This is a genomic window from Rhizobium sp. 22-785-1, assembly GCF_053521965.1.
In genome coordinates this window covers 564,178-582,426 of sequence record NZ_JBNWDI010000001.1, presented here as the reverse complement: position 1 = coordinate 582,426, position 18,249 = coordinate 564,178, and the positions used below count along the sequence as shown (strand labels likewise).

The 18,249-nt window shown below is 58.8% G+C and carries 15 protein-coding genes and 1 other RNA gene; all 16 read left to right on the top strand.

Annotated features, from left to right (window positions below):
- Window positions 1-114: 114 nt before the first annotated feature.
- The 16 genes from ACQZ5M_RS02770 to murB all read left to right on the top strand — a co-directional run bounded on the left by ACQZ5M_RS02770 (window position 115) and on the right by murB (window position 18,162).
- A complete protein-coding gene (locus ACQZ5M_RS02770) occupies window positions 115-651 on the top strand; it encodes a lytic transglycosylase domain-containing protein (RefSeq protein ID WP_296076274.1) in 537 nt (178 codons plus the stop codon).
- A gap of 87 nt (window positions 652-738) precedes the next feature.
- On the top strand, window positions 739-1,926 hold the full coding sequence (locus ACQZ5M_RS02765) for an NAD(P)/FAD-dependent oxidoreductase (protein WP_449079017.1): 1,188 nt from the start codon (window positions 739-741) through the stop codon (window positions 1,924-1,926).
- A gap of 126 nt (window positions 1,927-2,052) precedes the next feature.
- Entirely contained in the window at window positions 2,053-3,246 is a 1,194-nt protein-coding gene (locus ACQZ5M_RS02760) for an NAD(P)/FAD-dependent oxidoreductase (protein WP_449079016.1), read from the top strand.
- A gap of 83 nt (window positions 3,247-3,329) precedes the next feature.
- Window positions 3,330-3,733, top strand: an RNA gene (gene rnpB / locus ACQZ5M_RS02755) — RNase P RNA component class A.
- Window positions 3,734-4,122: 389 nt separating this feature from the next.
- Window positions 4,123-4,563, top strand: coding sequence for a division/cell wall cluster transcriptional repressor MraZ (gene mraZ, locus ACQZ5M_RS02750; RefSeq protein ID WP_296015110.1), 441 nt, complete (start codon window positions 4,123-4,125; stop codon window positions 4,561-4,563).
- 14 nt (window positions 4,564-4,577) lie between these two features.
- Complete coding sequence (rsmH, locus tag ACQZ5M_RS02745) at window positions 4,578-5,603, top strand: 16S rRNA (cytosine(1402)-N(4))-methyltransferase RsmH (RefSeq protein WP_449079015.1); 1,026 nt, start codon at window positions 4,578-4,580, stop codon at window positions 5,601-5,603.
- Window position 5,604: 1 nt separating this feature from the next.
- Entirely contained in the window at window positions 5,605-6,168 is a 564-nt protein-coding gene (gene ftsL, locus ACQZ5M_RS02740) for a cell division protein FtsL (RefSeq protein WP_296015094.1), read from the top strand.
- Entirely contained in the window at window positions 6,168-7,907 is a 1,740-nt protein-coding gene (locus ACQZ5M_RS02735) for a peptidoglycan D,D-transpeptidase FtsI family protein (protein WP_296015087.1), read from the top strand. Before ftsL ends, ACQZ5M_RS02735 begins: the two co-directional genes overlap by 1 nt.
- A 58-nt stretch (window positions 7,908-7,965) precedes the next feature.
- A complete protein-coding gene (locus ACQZ5M_RS02730; protein ID WP_449079014.1) occupies window positions 7,966-9,426 on the top strand; it encodes a UDP-N-acetylmuramoyl-L-alanyl-D-glutamate--2,6-diaminopimelate ligase in 1,461 nt (486 codons plus the stop codon).
- Window positions 9,423-10,856: a UDP-N-acetylmuramoylalanyl-D-glutamyl-2,6-diaminopimelate--D-alanyl-D-alanine ligase gene (locus ACQZ5M_RS02725; RefSeq protein WP_449079013.1), complete on the top strand. Its 1,434-nt coding sequence runs from the start codon at window positions 9,423-9,425 to the stop codon at window positions 10,854-10,856. The genes ACQZ5M_RS02730 and ACQZ5M_RS02725 overlap by 4 nt, the downstream gene beginning before the upstream one ends.
- 116 nt (window positions 10,857-10,972) lie before the next feature.
- Window positions 10,973-12,073, top strand: coding sequence for a phospho-N-acetylmuramoyl-pentapeptide-transferase (mraY, locus tag ACQZ5M_RS02720; RefSeq protein WP_296015068.1), 1,101 nt, complete (start codon window positions 10,973-10,975; stop codon window positions 12,071-12,073).
- 3 nt (window positions 12,074-12,076) lie between these two features.
- Window positions 12,077-13,486, top strand: a complete 1,410-nt coding sequence (murD, locus tag ACQZ5M_RS02715; RefSeq protein ID WP_449079012.1) for a UDP-N-acetylmuramoyl-L-alanine--D-glutamate ligase — start codon at window positions 12,077-12,079, stop codon at window positions 13,484-13,486.
- Window positions 13,487-13,490: 4 nt separating this feature from the next.
- Window positions 13,491-14,645 (top strand): putative lipid II flippase FtsW, encoded by a 1,155-nt coding sequence (gene ftsW / locus ACQZ5M_RS02710; protein ID WP_296015051.1) that lies wholly within the window; start codon window positions 13,491-13,493, stop codon window positions 14,643-14,645.
- Window positions 14,646-14,651: 6 nt separating this feature from the next.
- Window positions 14,652-15,788 carry an undecaprenyldiphospho-muramoylpentapeptide beta-N-acetylglucosaminyltransferase gene (murG, locus tag ACQZ5M_RS02705; RefSeq protein WP_296097266.1) on the top strand — a complete coding sequence of 379 codons (1,137 nt, stop codon included), beginning with the start codon at window positions 14,652-14,654 and terminating at the stop codon, window positions 15,786-15,788.
- Window positions 15,785-17,200: a UDP-N-acetylmuramate--L-alanine ligase gene (gene murC, locus ACQZ5M_RS02700; RefSeq protein WP_296015021.1), complete on the top strand. Its 1,416-nt coding sequence runs from the start codon at window positions 15,785-15,787 to the stop codon at window positions 17,198-17,200. Before murG ends, murC begins: the two co-directional genes overlap by 4 nt.
- Window positions 17,197-18,162 carry a UDP-N-acetylmuramate dehydrogenase gene (murB, locus tag ACQZ5M_RS02695; RefSeq protein WP_296015017.1) on the top strand — a complete coding sequence of 322 codons (966 nt, stop codon included), beginning with the start codon at window positions 17,197-17,199 and terminating at the stop codon, window positions 18,160-18,162. The genes murC and murB overlap by 4 nt, the downstream gene beginning before the upstream one ends.
- Window positions 18,163-18,249 lie beyond the last annotated feature (87 nt).

The window sequence follows — 18,249 nt, the reverse complement described above, 5'->3', positions numbered from 1 at the left end:
GCCGATACTATCAATGATGAAGACGTTCGGCGGGAAAGTCGCGATGACTTCCCGGATGCGCGCCCTTGCGTGTCCATTACTGCACGTCTTTGTGCCTGGAGACTATTTATACTAATGAGAAATGTGATTGTTTCTGTCTCGGTCTGCATCTCGATGCTGGCCGCGCAGACCGGTATTGTTTTGGCCAAGGATGATGTGAAGACTAAGACCGTGACGCTGCAGACCTTTTTCCGCAAGCCCGGCTATCCCATCCCCGAGCGAACCCTTCCCGCCACGCTGAAGACCGATTACTCCGATCTCATCGTCAAATACGCCAAGCGCTACGGCGTACCGATCAATCTGGCGCATGCTGTTGTTGCCGTCGAAAGCCGCTTCAACCCAAAGGCCCGAGGCAGTGCGGGCGAAGTGGGGCTGATGCAGATCAAACCCGCCACAGCACGAATGATAGGTTATCGCGGCACGGTGAAGGCGCTCTACGACCCTGAAACCAATATCCGCTGGGGTATGCAATATCTTGCCACTGCGCACCAACTTGGAGGTGGCGAGGTGTGCAGCACCATTTTGCGCTACAATGCAGGTCACGCCGCCACCCGCATGAACCCGGTGTCCAAGGCCTATTGCGGAAAGGTTCAGGCATTGATCGAGGGCTGATCGGGCACGACGCGGCATTCGTAAGCCGGGGCTTTTTTCGATGCGCAGAGTTTGTTAGTCGAAAAAGCGCAAGTGGTGGAGCGCAGCATGAGAGACTTTAGGTATATCGTGATCGGAGCCGGGATGATGGGTGCTGCCGCAGCTCGCCATCTCTCGTCGCAGACAGATGGGGTCGCTTTGATCGGTCCTGCCGAACCTTCGAACCGCAAGACCCATCATGGCGTGTTCTCAAGCCATTACGACGAGGCGCGAATCACACGCGGCTTCGATGGTGATCCCGTGTGGGCTGAGCTTGCGAAGCGCTCGATCGCTCGTTACGGCGAGATCGAGCAAAAGAGCGGCATTGGCTTTTATCACGAGGTCGGCTGCCTCTTCAGCGGCAACGGCGCGGGTCTCGGCGGTGCATACGTATCGGGCGCCATGGGTCGCAAGGACGCCTTGGGGTTGACGGTCGAAACCCACGATACCCGCTCGCTTTCGGCTCGCTTTCCGATGTTCTCGCTGCCGCAGGATCATCATGGATGGTTCGAGCCGCGTAATGCCGGCCACGTTAATCCACGCGCGATGGTCAAGGCCCAGATCGCGATCGCTGAGCAGCAGGGTGCCTCGATCTTTCGTGAGACGGTTGCCAAGGTTTTCGACAGCTCTCGCGGTGTCGAGGTCGAAACATCGGAAGGTGCGCGCTACTCTGCGCAAAAAGTCATCGTGGCGGCTGGCGGCTTCACGAATATGGGCGATATCCTGCCCGTCAAAGTCGACATGGCGGCCACCGGCCGGACCATAGCCTTCTTCGAACTCGATGACGAAAAGCGGAAAAACTTCGCCGGTATACCATCCACTATCGTCCTTGCGGAAAACGAAGACGACATCGTCTATATCCTTCCACCTGTGCGATATCCTGATGGCAAGGTCTATTTGAAGATCGGCGGTGAAAGCGAGAAGGGCCGTTTGGATACGCTCGATCAGGCGATCCGATGGTTTCATTCGGATGGAACGGCGAGTGAAGTGGAATTCCTTGTCCGCCGTGCTGTCGAATTGATGCCGGCTCTTGCAGGATGTCCCATCACCTCCGGCTCCTGCGTCGCCTCCATCACTCGCACCGGCTATCCCTACATCGGCTACACATCGTCTTCCAATATCGCGGTCCTGACTGGTGGCAATTTCGTCTCGGCAAAATCGTCCGACGAAATCGGCCGTCTGGGAGCAGTGCTTCTGCTGGAGGGGCAACTCGGCGAGGATGATTTTGCAGCGCAGATGGCGCCGGTGTTCGTTTGACGATGTCAATGATGCAGACGTTGTCGCAGACGTGCGCCTTCATCGATGTCTTAAATCTCTCTGACGGTGATTCAAGAAGCCGCTACAAGTCACTGAAGCAGAATCTCAAATTGGAGGACACCGGGCATGGCAGCGCAGTTTAAATACATCGTCGTCGGCGCGGGTATGATGGGGGCTGCCGCGGCCCGGCATCTGTCTCTTGGGTCGGATGGCGTCGCGCTGATCGGGCCGAATGAGCCGGCGGACATCGCACGTCATCAGGGTGTGTTTGCCAGCCATTACGATGCGGCGCGGATTACGCGCACCATCGATGACGATGCGGATTGGGCCCGGCTCGCCAATCGCTCGATTGCGCGTTACCAGGAAATTGAAAACGAGAGCGGCATCGATTTCTACCATGAGGTCGGTTGCCTGATCGTCGGCAAGGCGCGGGGCACGGGTGTTCCCTATATCGAGAATGTTTGCGCGGCGGCAGAGACGCTTGGTGTTGAAACACAAGTTCTGGGCGATGCCGAGTTGATCCGGCGCTTTCCTTACTTTTCCTTTGAAAGCGGTTGCGAAGGCGTGTTCGAGCCGCGCAATGCCGGACACATCAATCCACGTGGGTTGGTGCGGGCACAGATTGTTGCAGCCGAGAGGCGCGGTGTTACGCGCTATGACGACGTTGCGGTTTCGGTGCGCGACGAGGGTGGTTTGGCGATTGTCACGACGGTGTCCGGCAAGCGCTATACAGCGGAAAAGGTGCTGGTTGCTGCGGGCGGATTTTCCATCGCAAAGGGACTGCTCCCTGAGCCTCTTTCGATGGAAGTCTATGGTCGCACGGTTGCTTTCTTCGAAATCGACAACACCAAGCTTGCAGACTATGCCGAAATGCCATCGCTGATCTACGAGCCGAGTGACGCGAGCAAGCATATCTATCTCTTGCCCCCCGTCCTCTATCCTGATGGCAAGACCTATCTAAAAATCGGCGGTGAGCCCGAAGATATTCTGCTGGGCAGCGACGCGGAACTGCGCGCCTGGTTTCGCGCTGGCGGTAAGCCTGAGGTGCGCGACAATCTCGCAGCCATCGTCAAGACGCTCGTTCCCGGTATCGATGTGGAGAGATTGTCGATGGCAGCCTGCGTCACGTCCTATACGTCGAGCGGTTATCCGGCGATCGGCTATTGCGGATCGCAACGGATTGCGGTCCTGACAGGCGGCTGCGGTGCGGCGGCGAAGAGCTCGGACGAGATCGGGCGGCTGGGCGCGGTGCTCCTGAGGCAGGGCCACCTCAAGGATGAGGGATACGAAACCGATTTCGCACCGGTCTTTTGTCCATAGCGTTGCCGCCATCTGCGAACGCGCTCCAGAGCGTGCCGATTTTCCGTTGGCTTTTCATCCTGAACCCGTCTAAGGAGCGCGTGCCAGTTGGCCGGGCAGCCGCGCTTTACCAATGTCGAAAGACGGTAGGGTGAGGAAAGTCCGGGCTCCACGGAAACACGGTGCCGGATAACGTCCGGCGGGGGCGACCCTAGGGAAAGTGCCGCAGAGAGTAGACCGCCACCTTTTAGGTGGTAAGGGTGAAAGGGTGGGGTAAGAGCCCACCGCGCCGCTGGTAACAGGGGTGGCATGGTAAACCCCACCGGGAGCAAGACCGAATAGGGATGACGTGGGGTGCTGTGGAAGCAGTGCCTACAGCCTGTTTCCGGGCGAGTCATCCGGGTGGGTTGCGCGAGGCGGCATGCAAATGTCGTCCCAGATGAATGGCTGCCACGTTCCGGGTCAAACCGGAGCCATACAGAACCCGGCTTACAGGCCAACTGGCGATTTTTCTCTTTTTCCAAAGTGGTGCGAAGCAGATTCCGTTCATCGGAATAGGCTCTTGTTATCGTTCGATAATTTTTGCTCCCGGCTTCCGTTAGGTCAAGTGAAGAAGTCGCTTCAAACCCTTGCCGGTAAACCATTCGTTAAACTTAACGGGATATGAATATTCGAATCCGAAGTCGGTTCGCGCCGCCTTCTCCCATTGACGCCCATAGTGTCCCATGGTAACCCAAATGCACACCGCAAGGGGTCGTGTTTTTGACCCGCAATCGCTGAAACGGAGACAAGGCCTTTCCAAGGCTGCAGGACTTTTGGTTCTGCCGGTCAGCGATTTGTCGTGCGTATCGGTGTCGTCTGAGCATGCGGCTTCAGGCGTTTTTGGCGAGTTGTCACATGGGGCGCTTTTTATCGAACGTGACGAACAGGATCGACGCCAAGGGGCGCGTTTCGGTTCCTTCGGCGTTTCGTTCGGTGTTGGCGCAGCGCGAAATCCAGGAGCTTTATTGCCTTCAGGATTTTGCCTTTCCGGCCATCAGCATTGGCGGGCCGGACCTGTTGGATCGCTACGAGCGGCAGATCGCGTCGATGGACGCGTTTTCGCCGGAAGCAAATGCGATGTCGCTGCTGGTTCACGGTGGCGGCGTGTTCATGAAGCTCGACGGGGAAGGGCGGCTGATGGTCACGGATTTCATCCGCGACTTCACCGGCATCACCGCGGAAGTGACCTTTGTCGGTCGGGCGGATCATTTTCAGTTGTGGCGGCCGGAGGCGTTTCACGAGGCGCAGACGGCCGCAAGAGCGGGGCGCAGTTTTTCTGCTGTTCGTCCCGTATAAGGCGGGGACACGGAATGGCGGCGAATTCTGGCGGACGATCTTCTGATGCCGGTGGCGGACCTATTCGCCACATTCCGGTTCTCCTTCGCGAAGTTTTAAGCGCGCTCGATCCCGCTCAAGGCAAGATCATTCTCGACGGCACATTCGGCGCTGGCGGCTATACCCAGGCGATCCTCGAGTGTGGCGCCAACGTGATTGCGCTTGACCGCGACCCCACCGCCATTGCTGGCGGACAAGCGATGGTCGCAGCCAATGGCGGGCGGCTTTCTCTTATTCAATCGCAATTTTCCGATCTGGCAACGCACGCACCCTCTGAAGGGCTTGACGGCGTCGTGCTCGATATCGGCGTGTCCTCCATGCAGATCGACGAGGCAGAACGCGGCTTCTCCTTTCAGAAGAACGGCCCGCTCGACATGCGCATGTCCGCATCCGGCGTCTCCGCTGCCGATGTCGTCAATCGCTGCAAGGTCGGCGATCTGATCCGCATCTTCGGCTTCCTCGGTGAGGAAAAGCAGGCGGGTCGTATTGCGCGCGCCATCGAGAAGAAGCGTGCCGAGGAGCCTTTCCGCACCACCCGTGATCTTGCCGGGCTGATAGAAATCGTCACGCCCCGCAAGGCGAAGGACAAGATCCATCCCGCAACCCGTGTTTTCCAGGCGCTGCGCGTCTTCGTCAATGACGAGCTGGGCGAGCTGGCCAAGGCGTTATTTGCTGCCGAGCAGGTATTGAAGCCCGGCGGTCGTCTCGTGGTCGTTACTTTCCACTCGCTGGAAGATCGCATCGTGAAGAAGTATTTCGCTGATCGTTCCGGTCGTGCGGCAGGGTCCCGTCACATGCCGATGGTCGAAGACAAGCCGGCAATCTTCGATGCGCTGGGCAAGCCGATGATCGCTGCAAGCGAGGAAGAGGCGGAAACGAATCCGCGCGCCCGTTCCGCCAAGCTGCGTGCGGGTATTCGCACCAACGCTGCCGTCCGTTCGCCGGACATGTCCATTTTCGAACTTCCCGATCTCGCCAGCCTTGAAAAGATGGGAGGCTGATATGCTGCGCACACTCGACCTCATTCTCGTCGGCGTGATGGTGGCGGCAGCCGTCGTCACCTATTCCATCAAGCATCAGGCCGATCTCAAGCTTGAATCGGTCAAGAAGCTCGAAGCCGAGATCAGGCTCGAGCGCGACACGATCGATCTACTGCGGGCCGACTGGGCACTTCTAACGCAGCCGAACCGCCTGCATCGTCTCGTCAATGCCTATCAGGCCGATCTCCAGTTAGCGCCCACCTTGCCGACGCAACTGGCGCAGCCGCAGGAACTGCCGATGCTGCGTTCGCAGTTGCCTCAGCCGCCAGAGCCTGAAGGCATGAGCGTCGAGGACGTGATTGCTGCGGCCGTCAATGGTTCGAAGCCTGGCGCCACACTTGGTGGTGCCAAGCCGAAATCTGCGCCTGCCGGCCAGATTGTCGCCACTGGCGGCAAGCCCGTTCCAGCACCGGCGCCGCGCTCTCATGTGGCACGCGCGCCGAAGCAGCCGATGCCTGCGCCAAGAGCGCCGGTCGGCGACGAGTCTGGCGAAATGGATGAAACGATAACAGGATCGGTGGACTGATGTCTTTTCTCTCCCGCGTCATGGTTTTGAAGAGCAAGGCCCATTTCTCCGCCAGTACGATTGGCGGAGCGGACCATGCTGCGTTTGACGGTGCGCGCAAGAAGCGCGCTTCGCAGGCAAAAAGCCGCGTCGGCCTTTTGATCTTCGGCTTCGTCTGCTTCTACGGCGTCATCGGCGGTCGTCTGGTGCAATATGGTCTGGCCCAGCAGGAAACAGTGTCCAGCATCGCGCCTGCCGACAGGCTGATGGCCTCGCGTCCCGACCTTCTGGACCGCAATGGCGAAGTGCTCGCCACCGATATCCGCACCGTGTCGCTATTTGCCGAACCGCATCGCATCGTCGATGTCGACGAGGCAATCGAGAAGCTGCGCACGGTTCTTCCCGATCTCGATACGCGCGGCACCTATCAGAAGCTGACCTCCAGTTCACGCTTCCAGTGGCTACGCCGTCAGTTGACGCCGAAGCAGCAGAGTCAGATTCTCGCGCTCGGCATTCCCGGCATCGGCTTTCGGCCTGAGAAACGTCGATTCTATCCCGGTGGCCCGACAGCAGCGCACGTCATCGGCCATGTCAATATCGATAACCGCGGCGTTGCCGGCATGGAGCGTTATCTCGACAGTCAGGGCCTCGCGGATCTGACCGCACTTGGCATGACTTCCGATCAGCCGCTGGAACCGGTGAAGCTTTCCATCGATCTGCGCGTCCAGGCCATCGTGCGCGAAGTGGTGGTCAACGCCATCCAGAAATTCCAGGCGATCGGCGCGGGTGCTGTCGTCATCAATGTGCATACGGGCGAAATCCTCGCCATGGCATCACTGCCGGATTACGATCCCAACAATCCGGCGGAAGGCGCCAAGGAAGGCTGGCTGAACCGCATGTCGAACGGTACGTTCGAAATGGGCTCGACCTTCAAATCCTTCACCATCGCCATGGGCCTGGACGAGGGCGGCATCAACTTAGGGTCCACCTTCGATGCCCGCTTCCCGATCCGCATCGGTGGCTTCACCATCAAGGATTTCCACGGCAAGGGCCGCGTGCTTTCCGTGCCTGAAATCTTCCAGTATTCGTCCAACATCGGCACGGCGAAAATCGCCGATACGGTCGGTACGGAAGGGCATAAGGAGTTCCTGACGCGTCTTGGCCTGTTGTCCAAAATGCAGACGGAGCTTCCGGAAGTGGCAATGCCGACGCAGCCGCGCCAGTGGAAGAAGATCAACTCCATCACGATCTCCTTCGGTCACGGTGTTTCGACGACCCCGCTGCAAACGGCAATTGCCGGTGCGGCACTCGTCAATGGCGGCAAGCTAATCGAGCCAACCTTCCTGCCGCGCACGGTCGAACAGGCCGATCTCGTGGCCAAGCAGGTCATCAAGCCCACCACTAGCCGTGACATGCGCTTCCTGTTCGAGTGGAATGGCGTTAACGGCTCAGGCCGTAACGCCCGTGTCGAAGGCTTCAACGTGGGTGGCAAGACGGGTACTGCCGACAAGGTGGTCAATGGCCGCTACGTGCATGACAAGAACTTCAACGCCTTCCTCTCGGCCTTCCCGATGGAGAAGCCAGAATATGTCGTGCTTTCCTTCATCGACGAACCGAAGACGGACAAGGGCAATGGTGCGGCACTTGCAGGCTCTTCCGCGGCTCCGATGGTGCACGACATTATCGCCCGCTCTGCCGCGATCCTCGGCGTGAAGCCGAAGTTCGGTAAGGATGGCTCGGCCTTGCTCGTGTCTTATTGATTGGTACAGCTTATGATGGACCGGCGATTCGCGTCGGGGGGACATGACGGACACATCAATGAATTTGCGAGATCTATCGGGACAGTCGTTTCCGGAACTGAATGAATTGCTTCGCGCAGATGCCGGAGCGCTGACCATCACCTCGATCACGGCTGATAGCCGCAAGGTCGAGCCGGGCGCGCTCTTCGTTGCCGTTGCAGGCAATAAGGCGGACGGCACGAGTTTCGTACAGGATGCCGTCGCCAGGGGTGCGGCTGCGGTCGTGACCGGCCAGCCTGTATCCGCAGACGTACCGGTTCTCGTGGTTTCCGATCCGAGATTGTATCTCGCGCTCGCCGCTGCCCGCTTTTACGGAAAACAGCCGGAAACAATGGTTGCCGTGACCGGTACGGCTGGCAAGACTTCCGTTGCATCCTTCACCCGCCAGATTTGGGATTTTGCCGGCCATCCCGCAGCACAGATCGGCACCACGGGTGTGATTGCGCCTGGCCGTGAGGATTATGGCTCGCTCACCACGCCCGATCCTGTTTCGCTGCATGCGCTGCTGGCAGAGCTCGCCGTAGAAGGCGTGACGCATGCGGCCATGGAGGCGTCGAGCCATGGTCTCGACCAGCGCCGTCTCGACGGCGTCAAGCTCTCGGCTGCCGGTTTCACCAATCTCGGCCGCGATCATATGGACTACCATCCGACCGTCGAGGACTACATGGCCGCCAAGATGCGGCTCTTCGATACTCTTCTTCCGAAGGGCTCTCCGGTCGTCATCTTTGCCGATGACCCATGGTCTGCGCAGGCAATAGAGGTCGCGACCAAAGCCGGTCACGACGTGCGCACCGTGGGTCGAAAGGGTGACTATCTGGCGCTGAAGCGTGTCGAGCACTTTCGCCACAAGCAGATGATCGAAGTGCATCACAAAGGCGCAATTCACGAAGTGGATATTCCGCTCGCCGGCGACTTCCAGGTGGCCAATGCTCTCGTTTCAGCGGGTCTTGCCATGTCCACCGGTGTGCCTGTGGCGGTAGCCATGAAAGCGCTGGAAAAGCTGATTGGCGCTGCCGGTCGTCTGGAACTGGTAGGGCAGACGAAGAACGGCGCGTTGGCTTACGTGGATTATGCTCACAAGCCGGACGCGCTGGAGAACGTTCTGACCTCCGTGCGTCCTTTCACCTCGGGTCGCATCATTACTGTTTTCGGCTGCGGCGGCGACCGTGACAAGGGCAAGCGTCCGATCATGGGCGAGGTCGCCACACGGCTTTCGGACGTTGTTATCGTCACAGACGACAACCCGCGTTCGGAGGAGCCCGCCACCATTCGATCCGAGATCATGGCGGCGGCACAGGGCGCACTGGAGATTGCAGACCGCGCAGAGGCGATCCGCCATGCCGTGTCGATGCTGGGGAATGGAGACACATTGATCGTTGCGGGCAAGGGGCACGAGGAAGGTCAGATCATTGGCGGCGTGACGCTGCCGTTTTCCGACCATGAACAGGTGCGTTCGGCGCTGGAAGGATTGAAGATTTGAACTGGTTATGGACAGTTGCGGACATGATCGCCATTACGGCTGGTCGTCCGGTCGGCAATCTGCCGCAAGGCATTACGGGAATTTCCATCGACAGCCGCACGGTGCAGCAGGGCGAAGCCTTCTTCGCCATCAAGGGCGATCGTGTCGATGGTCATGATTATGCAAGTTTCGCGGTTGCGAATGGCGCGAGCCTGATGGTCGTTGCCGAGGCAAAGCTGCCAGCGCTAGGTCGTTTGACCGTGCCGATGATCGTTGTCGACGACGTGCTCAGCGCACTGGTCAAGCTTGGTATCGCCGCGCGCGAAAGAACCTCGGCCCGCATCATTGCGGTCACCGGTTCCGTCGGCAAGACGACCACCAAGGAAATGCTGCGGCAGGTGCTGGCGCCATCGGGCAAGGTTCATGCGGCGGTGTCGTCTTTCAATAATCACTGGGGCGTGCCGCTGACGCTAGCGCGTATGCCGGCAGATACCGAATTCGGCGTGTTCGAGGTGGGCATGAACCATCCCAACGAAATCCGTCCGCTAGTCAAGCAGGTGAGACCGCATCTGGCGATCATCACCACCATTGCGGCAGCACATCTTGGCAACTTCAATAGCCTCGAAGAGATTGCCGATGCGAAGGCGGAAATTTTCGAGGGCGTGGTGCCGGGCGGCGCCGTCATTCTCAACCGAGACAATGCGCAGTTCGAGCGGTTGGAAGCCACCGCGATCAATGTCGGCATCGAACACATTCTTACGTTCGGCCAGCATGCCAAGGCCGATTTCCGTCTGGCAGATTTCGAAAGCACGCCGAACGGATCGACCATTTGGGCCATCATCAATGGCGAAACGAGCGAGCTCAATATCGCTATTCCGGGTCGTCACATCGCTGAAAACGCCATGGCGGCGCTCGGTGCCGTGGCTGTCACGGGCGCCAATCTCGACCGCGCATTCCAGGCGCTTGGCGCTCTGAAGCCGGTCAAGGGCAGGGGCGAGCGGCATCGCCGTTCCATCGGTGACGGCTCATTCCTGCTGATCGACGAAAGCTATAATGCCAACCCTGCTTCCATGCGTGCGGCAATTGCGCTTCTGGCGCAGGCCGAGGTGCACGGGAATGGGCGGCGCATCGCGGTTCTCGGCGATATGCTGGAAATGGGCGAGTTCGCCGCCGAGGTCCATGAAGATCTGTCGAGCCCGATCCTGTCAGCCGGTATCGAACATGTGTGGCTTGCGGGAGAATCGATGGCTTATCTGCGCGATGCGCTGCCGGAAAGCGTCAATGTCTCCTGGTTTCCAACAACGGGTGAACTGGCGGAGTTCGTGCTGAAATGGGTGCAGCCGGGCGACGTGGTGATGATAAAATCGTCACTTGGCATCGGTTTCGGCAAGATTGTGTCGGCTCTTCTTGACAAGTATCCGGCATTCCCCGAGACGGAGCGCCAGAATTAGGAAGCCTGAAAGGCCGAAATTTTCGGCTTTTTGCGCTCGATACGGAAACAAGAACCTCGAAGCGGTGCTGGTCATCCTCCCGCCCGCCGCTTCGACCGCCTTTCGAAAGGGCAAACATGCTGATCTGGCTCGTTGAACTGTCGGACAAAATTCAAATCTTCAACCTGTTCAGGTACATCACGTTCCGGGCAGGTGCCGCGCTCTTCACCTCCGCTCTCATCGTTTTCCTGTTCGGACCGGCCATCATCAATTCGCTGCGCATTCGCCAGGGCAAAGGTCAGCCAATCCGTGCCGACGGCCCTCAGACGCACTTCAAGAAGGCCGGCACGCCGACCATGGGCGGCTTGATGATCCTCGCCGGCATTCTCGGCGGATCGCTACTTTGGGGCGATCTGTCGAATGTCTATGTCGTTGCGGTTCTTCTGGTGACGCTTGGCTTCGGCGCGATCGGCTTTTACGATGACTACCTGAAGGTGACCAAGCAGAGCGACAAAGGCTTTTCGGGCAAGGCGCGTCTTGGCATCGAATTCGTTATCGCTGCGATTGCCACCTTCTTCATGATGCAGATTGCGCTGGCCACAGCCCCGCATGGCGGAACACTTGGAAGCTCGGTCGCGTTTCCGTTCTTCAAGGAATTCGTGATCAATCTTGGCTACTTCTTCGTTCTCTTCGGCGCCTTCGTCATCGTCGCGGCGGGTAACGCGGTGAACCTGACGGACGGTCTCGATGGTCTTGCCATCGTGCCGGTGATGATTGCTGCGGCGACCTTCGGCGTGATTTCCTATCTCGTCGGCAATGCAATCTTCGCCAATTATCTGCAGATCAACTTCGTGCCGGGAACGGGTGAGCTTGCTGTCATCGTCGGCGCTGTCATCGGTGCCGGTCTCGGCTTCCTCTGGTTCAATGCGCCGCCTGCCGCGATCTTCATGGGCGACACTGGCTCGCTCGCACTCGGTGGTCTGATTGGCTCGATTGCCGTTGCCGTCAAGCATGAGATCGTCATGGTCATCGTCGGCGGTCTCTTCGTGATGGAAACGCTCTCCGTCATCATCCAGGTGTTCTGGTTCAAGCGCACTGGACGTCGTGTTTTTCTCATGGCGCCGATCCACCACCATTTTGAAAAGAAGGGCTGGACGGAAAGCCAGGTTGTTATCCGCTTCTGGATCATCTCCGTCGGTCTTGCCATGCTCGGTCTCGCCACACTGAAGCTGAGGTAAGCGATGATCCCGGTCACATCTTTCGCGGATAAGAAGGTTGCTCTCTTCGGTCTCGGCGGTTCGGGCCTTGCGACCGCCAGAGCGCTGGTTGCTGGCGGCGCCGATGTCGTTGCTTTCGACGACAACCCAGATAGCGTCGCGAAGGCTGCGAGTGAGGGTATCCCGACCGCCGATCTGCGCACGCTCGATTGGTCGAAGCTTGCTGCTTTCGTTCTCGCGCCGGGCGTGCCGCTGACGCATCCGAAGCCCCATTGGTCGGTCGATCTTGCCAAGGCTGCTGGTGTTGACGTGATCGGTGATATCGAGCTCTTCGTGCGTGAGCGCCGAGCGCATGCGCCGGATTGCCCCTTCATCGCCATTACCGGCACCAATGGCAAATCCACCACCTCGGCCCTGATTGCCCATATTCTTAAATCCGCTGGCCGCGATACGCAGCTTGGCGGCAATATCGGCACAGCCGTTCTCAGCCTCGATCCACCGAAAGCCGAACGGTTCTACGTGGTCGAATGCTCTTCCTATCAGATCGATCTCGCTCCGACGTTGAACCCATCGGCCGGGATATTGCTCAACCTGACGCCCGATCACCTCGATCGCCACGGCACGATGCAGCATTATGCCGATGTCAAAGAGCGTCTCGTTGCAGGAAGCGATGCGGCCATTGTCGGAGTCGACGATAGCTATTGCACCTTGAGTGCCGATCGTATCGAGCGCGCTGGCGTGAAAGTCACCCGGATCTCTAAGCGCAATGCAGTGGCCAATGGGCTTTACGCCGAAGGCAGCCGGATCATGAAAGCCGAGGGCGGTACGTCGTCGCTGCTTGTCGATCTGGACGGCATCCAGACGCTTCGCGGTAGCCACAATGCTCAGAACGCTGCGGCTGCCATTGCGGCTTGCATTGCAGTCGGCGTCTCCGAGGACGAGGTGAGGTCGGGGTTGAAGTCCTTCCCCGGTCTGAAGCACCGCATGCAGCCCGTCGGACGGCGTGGCAACGTCACCTTCATCAATGACAGCAAGGCGACCAATGCGGATGCATCTGCGCCCGCGCTTTCGAGCTATGACCGCATCTACTGGATTGCCGGCGGTTTGCCGAAGGCAGGCGGTATCGCCAGCCTTTCACCATTGTTCTCGCGTATCGCCAAGGCCTATCTGATCGGCGAGGCGGCAGCCGAATTTGCCGCGACGCTGGGTGAAGCCGTACCTTATGAAATTTCCGGCACGCTGGACAAAGCGGTCGCGCATGCGGCTGCGGAAGCCACGGCAGATGGTCAGAGCGGCAATGTCGTGATGCTATCTCCGGCTTGCGCAAGCTTCGATCAATATAAGAATTTTGAAATACGGGGTGATTCGTTCGTTTCGCACGTCGCTGCACTCGATGGTGTGACGATGCTGGTGGAAGTGCAAAAGGAGCACTGAAGATATGGTAAGCCGTACTGACCGTGGTCCAGTCGCGGAGTGGTTCTGGACAATCGACCGCTTCTTCCTGGCCGCCTTCATTGCTCTCATCGGCATTGGTCTGATGCTGTCCTTTGCCGCGTCGCCGGCGGTGGCCGAGCGCATCGGCCTCAACAGCTTCTTCTTCGTCGAGCGCCAGGCGATGTTCATCGTCCCGTCGCTGGCGATCATGATCGGGCTGTCCTTTCTTTCGCCGCGGCAGGTTCGCCGCGTAGCTATCGTGCTATTGATCGTATCGCTCCTAATGATGATCTTCGCGCTGTTCTTCGGCATCGAGGTGAAGGGTGCGCGCCGCTGGATTTCGATCGGCAGCTTTTCCATCCAGCCATCCGAATTCATGAAGCCAGCCTTTGTCATCGTTTGCGCCTGGCTTTTTGCCGAGCGTGCGCGCCATCCCGAAATTCCAGGCAACCTCTTCGCCATCATCACTTTCGGCATTGTCGCGGCGCTTTTGATCGCCCAGCCGGACTTTGGTCAGACGATTCTGACATCCGTTGTCTGGGGTGGGATGTTCTTCATGGCCGGTGTGCCGTGGTTTTGGATCATCATGCTCGGTGGTCTGGGTGTTGGTGGCATCGTCACTGCCTATCTGACGCTTCCGCACGTGGCCGGTCGTATCGACCGCTTCTGGACAGGGGAGGGTGACACGTTCCAAGTGGATACCGCCCGCGAAGCGATCATCCGCGGCGACTGGTTCGGCCAGGGTCCGGGCGAGGGCATCGTCAAGCGAATCATTCCTGACAGCCATACCGACTTCATCTTCTCCGTGGCTGCGGAAGAATTCGGCATCGTCTTCTGCATGGCGTTGGTTGCGATCTTCGCGTTCATCGTTTTGCGTGGCCTCAGCCATGCCTTCAAGGAGAAGGACGATTTCGTCCGTTTTGCGGTTGCAGGCCTCGTTCTACAGATCGGCATCCAGTCGATGATCAATATCGGCGTCAATCTCGAACTTATGCCAGCCAAGGGCATGACGCTGCCGCTGATTTCCTATGGTGGTTCTTCGATGATGGCGATCTGCGTGACCGCCGGTTTCCTGCTGGCACTCACACGACACAGACCCGAGAAGCGCGCACAAGAGCGCAGCTTCTTCCGCGTGGGCGCGGGTCTTCCTGCGGAGTAAAGAATTATGACCAAGGGTATTGTTATGCTTGCCGCCGGTGGAACCGGCGGCCATGTTTTTCCGGCAGAAGCGTTGGCGTACGAGTTAAAGGCGCGCGGTTACTCCGTACACTTGGTGACTGACAGCCGTGCCGAGCGCTACGCGGGCAAGTTTCCCGCCGAGGAAATTCATGTCGTGCCATCAGCGACGATTGGCTCGAAGAACCCGATCCGCGTGATCAAGGCGCTGGCCACGCTCTGGACGGGTCTTCGCTCTGCGCGCAAACTGATGACTCGACTAAGGCCTGTTGCCGTTGTCGGCTTCGGTGGTTATCCAACGGTTCCGCCGCTTTTGGCATCCACCGGCATGGGTGTACCGTCGCTGCTGCATGAACAGAATGCGGTCATGGGCCGCGCCAACAAGGCGCTGGCAAAGCGGGTTAAGGCGATCGCTGGCGGCTTTTTGCCGGAAAACAAGGGCGAGTATGGCGACAAGATCGTCATGACGGGGAACCCTGTTCGTCCAGCCGTCCTGTCTGCTGCGCATGTTGCCTACACGCCATCCAATTCGGGCGAAGAGTTCAATCTCGTCGTTTTTGGCGGAAGCCAGGGGGCGCAGTTTTTCTCCGCAGCCGTTCCTGCTGCCATCTGCCTCCTTCCTAATGATCTGCGCAGCCGCATCACGCTGACCCAGCAGGCGCGGGTCGAGGATAAGGACAGCGTTGTCGAATCCTACAAGAAGCTTGGTGTTAGGGCGGATGTCTCGCCATTCTTCGGCGATATGGCCGAGCGTATCGCTCAAGCCGATCTGGTGATCAGCCGCTCAGGCGCTTCGACCGTCTCGGAGCTTTCGGTGATCGGTCGGCCGTCGGTTCTCGTTCCTTATCCGCATGCGCTCGATCACGATCAGGCGGCCAATGCGGCGGCTCTTTCCGCAGCCGGCGGTGCCAGCGTCATCAAGCAGGCTGATCTCTCGCCGAATGCGCTCTCGGCGCTTTTGGCTGACGCGATGAACGACCCGGCTCGACTGGAGAAGACGGCTGCTGCCGCCAAGGCCACTGGCAAGCCGGACGCGGCCAAGCGCCTCGCCGATCTCGTGGAGGCGATCGCCGCGGGGGAAAGCGTTCAGCAATTCAAATCGAAGAATGAAGGAGTGCATCCATGAAGATGCCGAAAGCCATCGGTCTTGTCCATTTCATCGGAATTGGCGGCATCGGCATGAGCGGCATTGCCGAGGTGCTGCACAATCTTGGCCATCGCGTTCAAGGTTCCGATCAGGCAGACAGTGCCAATGTGCAGCGTCTGCGCGAGAAGGGTATTGAGGTTTTCGTCGGTCACAAGGCTGAAAACCTTGGCGACGCGGAAGTGGTGGTGGTGTCGACCGCCATCAAGAAGAACAACCCCGAGCTGGTCTCCGCACGCGAAAAGCATCTGCCCATCGTTCGCCGTGCCGAAATGCTGGCCGAGCTGATGCGTTTCCGCAATGCGATCGCTATCGGCGGTACGCATGGCAAGACCACGACGACGTCCATGGTGGCGACGCTGCTGGAAGCTGGCAATCTCGATCCGACCGTCATCAATGGTGGTATCATTAACGCCTATGGCACCAATGCCCGCATGGGCGAGGGTGAATGGATGGTTGTCGAGGCCGACGAATCCGACGGTACCTTTCTGAAGCTGCCCGCAGATGTTGCGGTGGTCACCAATATCGACCCGGAACATCTCGACCATTACGGCAATTTCGACGCCGTGCGTCAGGCCTTCCGCCAGTTCGTGGAAAACGTGCCTTTCTATGGGTTCGGGGTCATGTGCCTCGACCATCCAGAGGTGCAGACGCTGGTTGGCAAGATCGAGGATCGCAAGGTCATCACCTATGGTGAGAACCCACAGGCGGATGTTCGCTTTTCCAATGTTCGTATCGATGGCACCAAGTCTGTCTTCGATGTCGAAATCCGTCGCCGCCGCACGGGCAAGGTATTTTCCTTCAAGGATCTCGTGCTGCCGATGCCCGGCCGTCACAATGTCTCGAACGCTACAGCTGCGATTGCAGTCGCCAACCGGCTCGGCATTTCGGAAGCGGACATCAAGAAGGGGCTCGGTTCTTTCGGCGGCGTCAAACGCCGCTTTACGCTGACAGGTGAATCCAACGGCGTGCAGGTTTTCGACGATTACGGTCATCACCCCGTGGAAATCAAGGCCGTGTTGAAAGCTGCGCGCGAGGCCTGCAAAGGTCGCATTATCGCCGTCCATCAGCCGCACCGTTTCACGCGCCTGTCGAGCTTGTTCGAGGATTTCGCCCATTGCTTCAACGATGCGGACACGATTCTTCTTGCTCCGGTCTATGCAGCAGGTGAAGATGCCATCGAAGGTGTCAACTCCGAGACGCTGGTTTCCGCCATCAAGGCAGCAGGCCATCGCGATGCGCGCCATCTTGCCTCACGCGACGATCTGGCAAAGACAGTTGCAGCCATTGCGAATCCGGGTGATTTCGTGGTTCTCTTGGGCGCTGGTAATATTACGCAGTGGGCAGCGGCGCTGCCGTCAGAATTGGATAGCATTTCAGGAAAGTCTGCATGAGACAGGTGGATGGGGTAAAGTTGCTGGAAAGGCTCGGCGACGGAGTAAAGGAACTAAGAGGACGTGTGACGCCGGACTCGCCAATGGACCGCGTGACGTGGTTCAGGGCCGGTGGTCTTGCGGAACTGATGTTCCAGCCCCACGACACGGATGATCTCATCACCTTCCTCAAGATTCTGCCCGAGGATGTTCCGCTGACCGTGGTTGGCGTTGGCTCCAACCTGCTGGTGCGTGACGGCGGCATTCCGGGCGTTGTCGTGCGTTTGTCTGCCAAAGGTTTCGGTCAGGTCGAGCTTGCTGGCGAAAATCGTATCAAGGCGGGTGCTATCTGCCCGGACAAGCATATCGCAGCCATGGCGATGGATAACGGCATCGGCGGCTTCCACTTCTACTATGGCATTCCAGGCTCCATCGGCGGCGCGCTGCGCATGAATGCCGGCGCCAATGGTGGCGAAACCCGAGACCGTGTCGTGGAAGTCTATGCGGTGGACCGCAAGGGCAACAGCCATGTGCTGTCCAATGCCGATATGCAGTATAGCTACCGGCATTCAGGTGCCGATAAAGATCTGATCTTCACGGGCGCACTTTTCGAGGGCTATCCGGAAGACCGCGCTAAGATCCGTGCCGATATGGATGCTGTGCGTCATCACCGTGAGACTGTTCAGCCGATCCGCGAACAGACGGGTGGTTCGACCTTCAAGAATCCGGAAGGTCACTCCGCCTGGGAGTTGATCGACGAGGCGGGTGGTCGTGGCATGGTCATCGGCGGCGCGCAGATGTCGTCTCTGCATTGCAACTTCATGATCAATACCGGTCACGCGACGGGCTACGATCTCGAATATCTCGGTGAAGCCGTGCGCAAGCGTGTCTTCGAGAAATCCGGCATTCGTCTGGAATGGGAAATAAAGCGCTTTGGCCTTTTCATGCCGGGCCGCGAAGTTGAGCCCTTCCTCGGCGCATAAGCGCTTGTAGTAAGAGATAAAGAAAAGCCCGCGAAGTCAGAAACTTCGCGGGCTTTTTTATTAGCTTGATTCAGGCTTCAAGCGGCG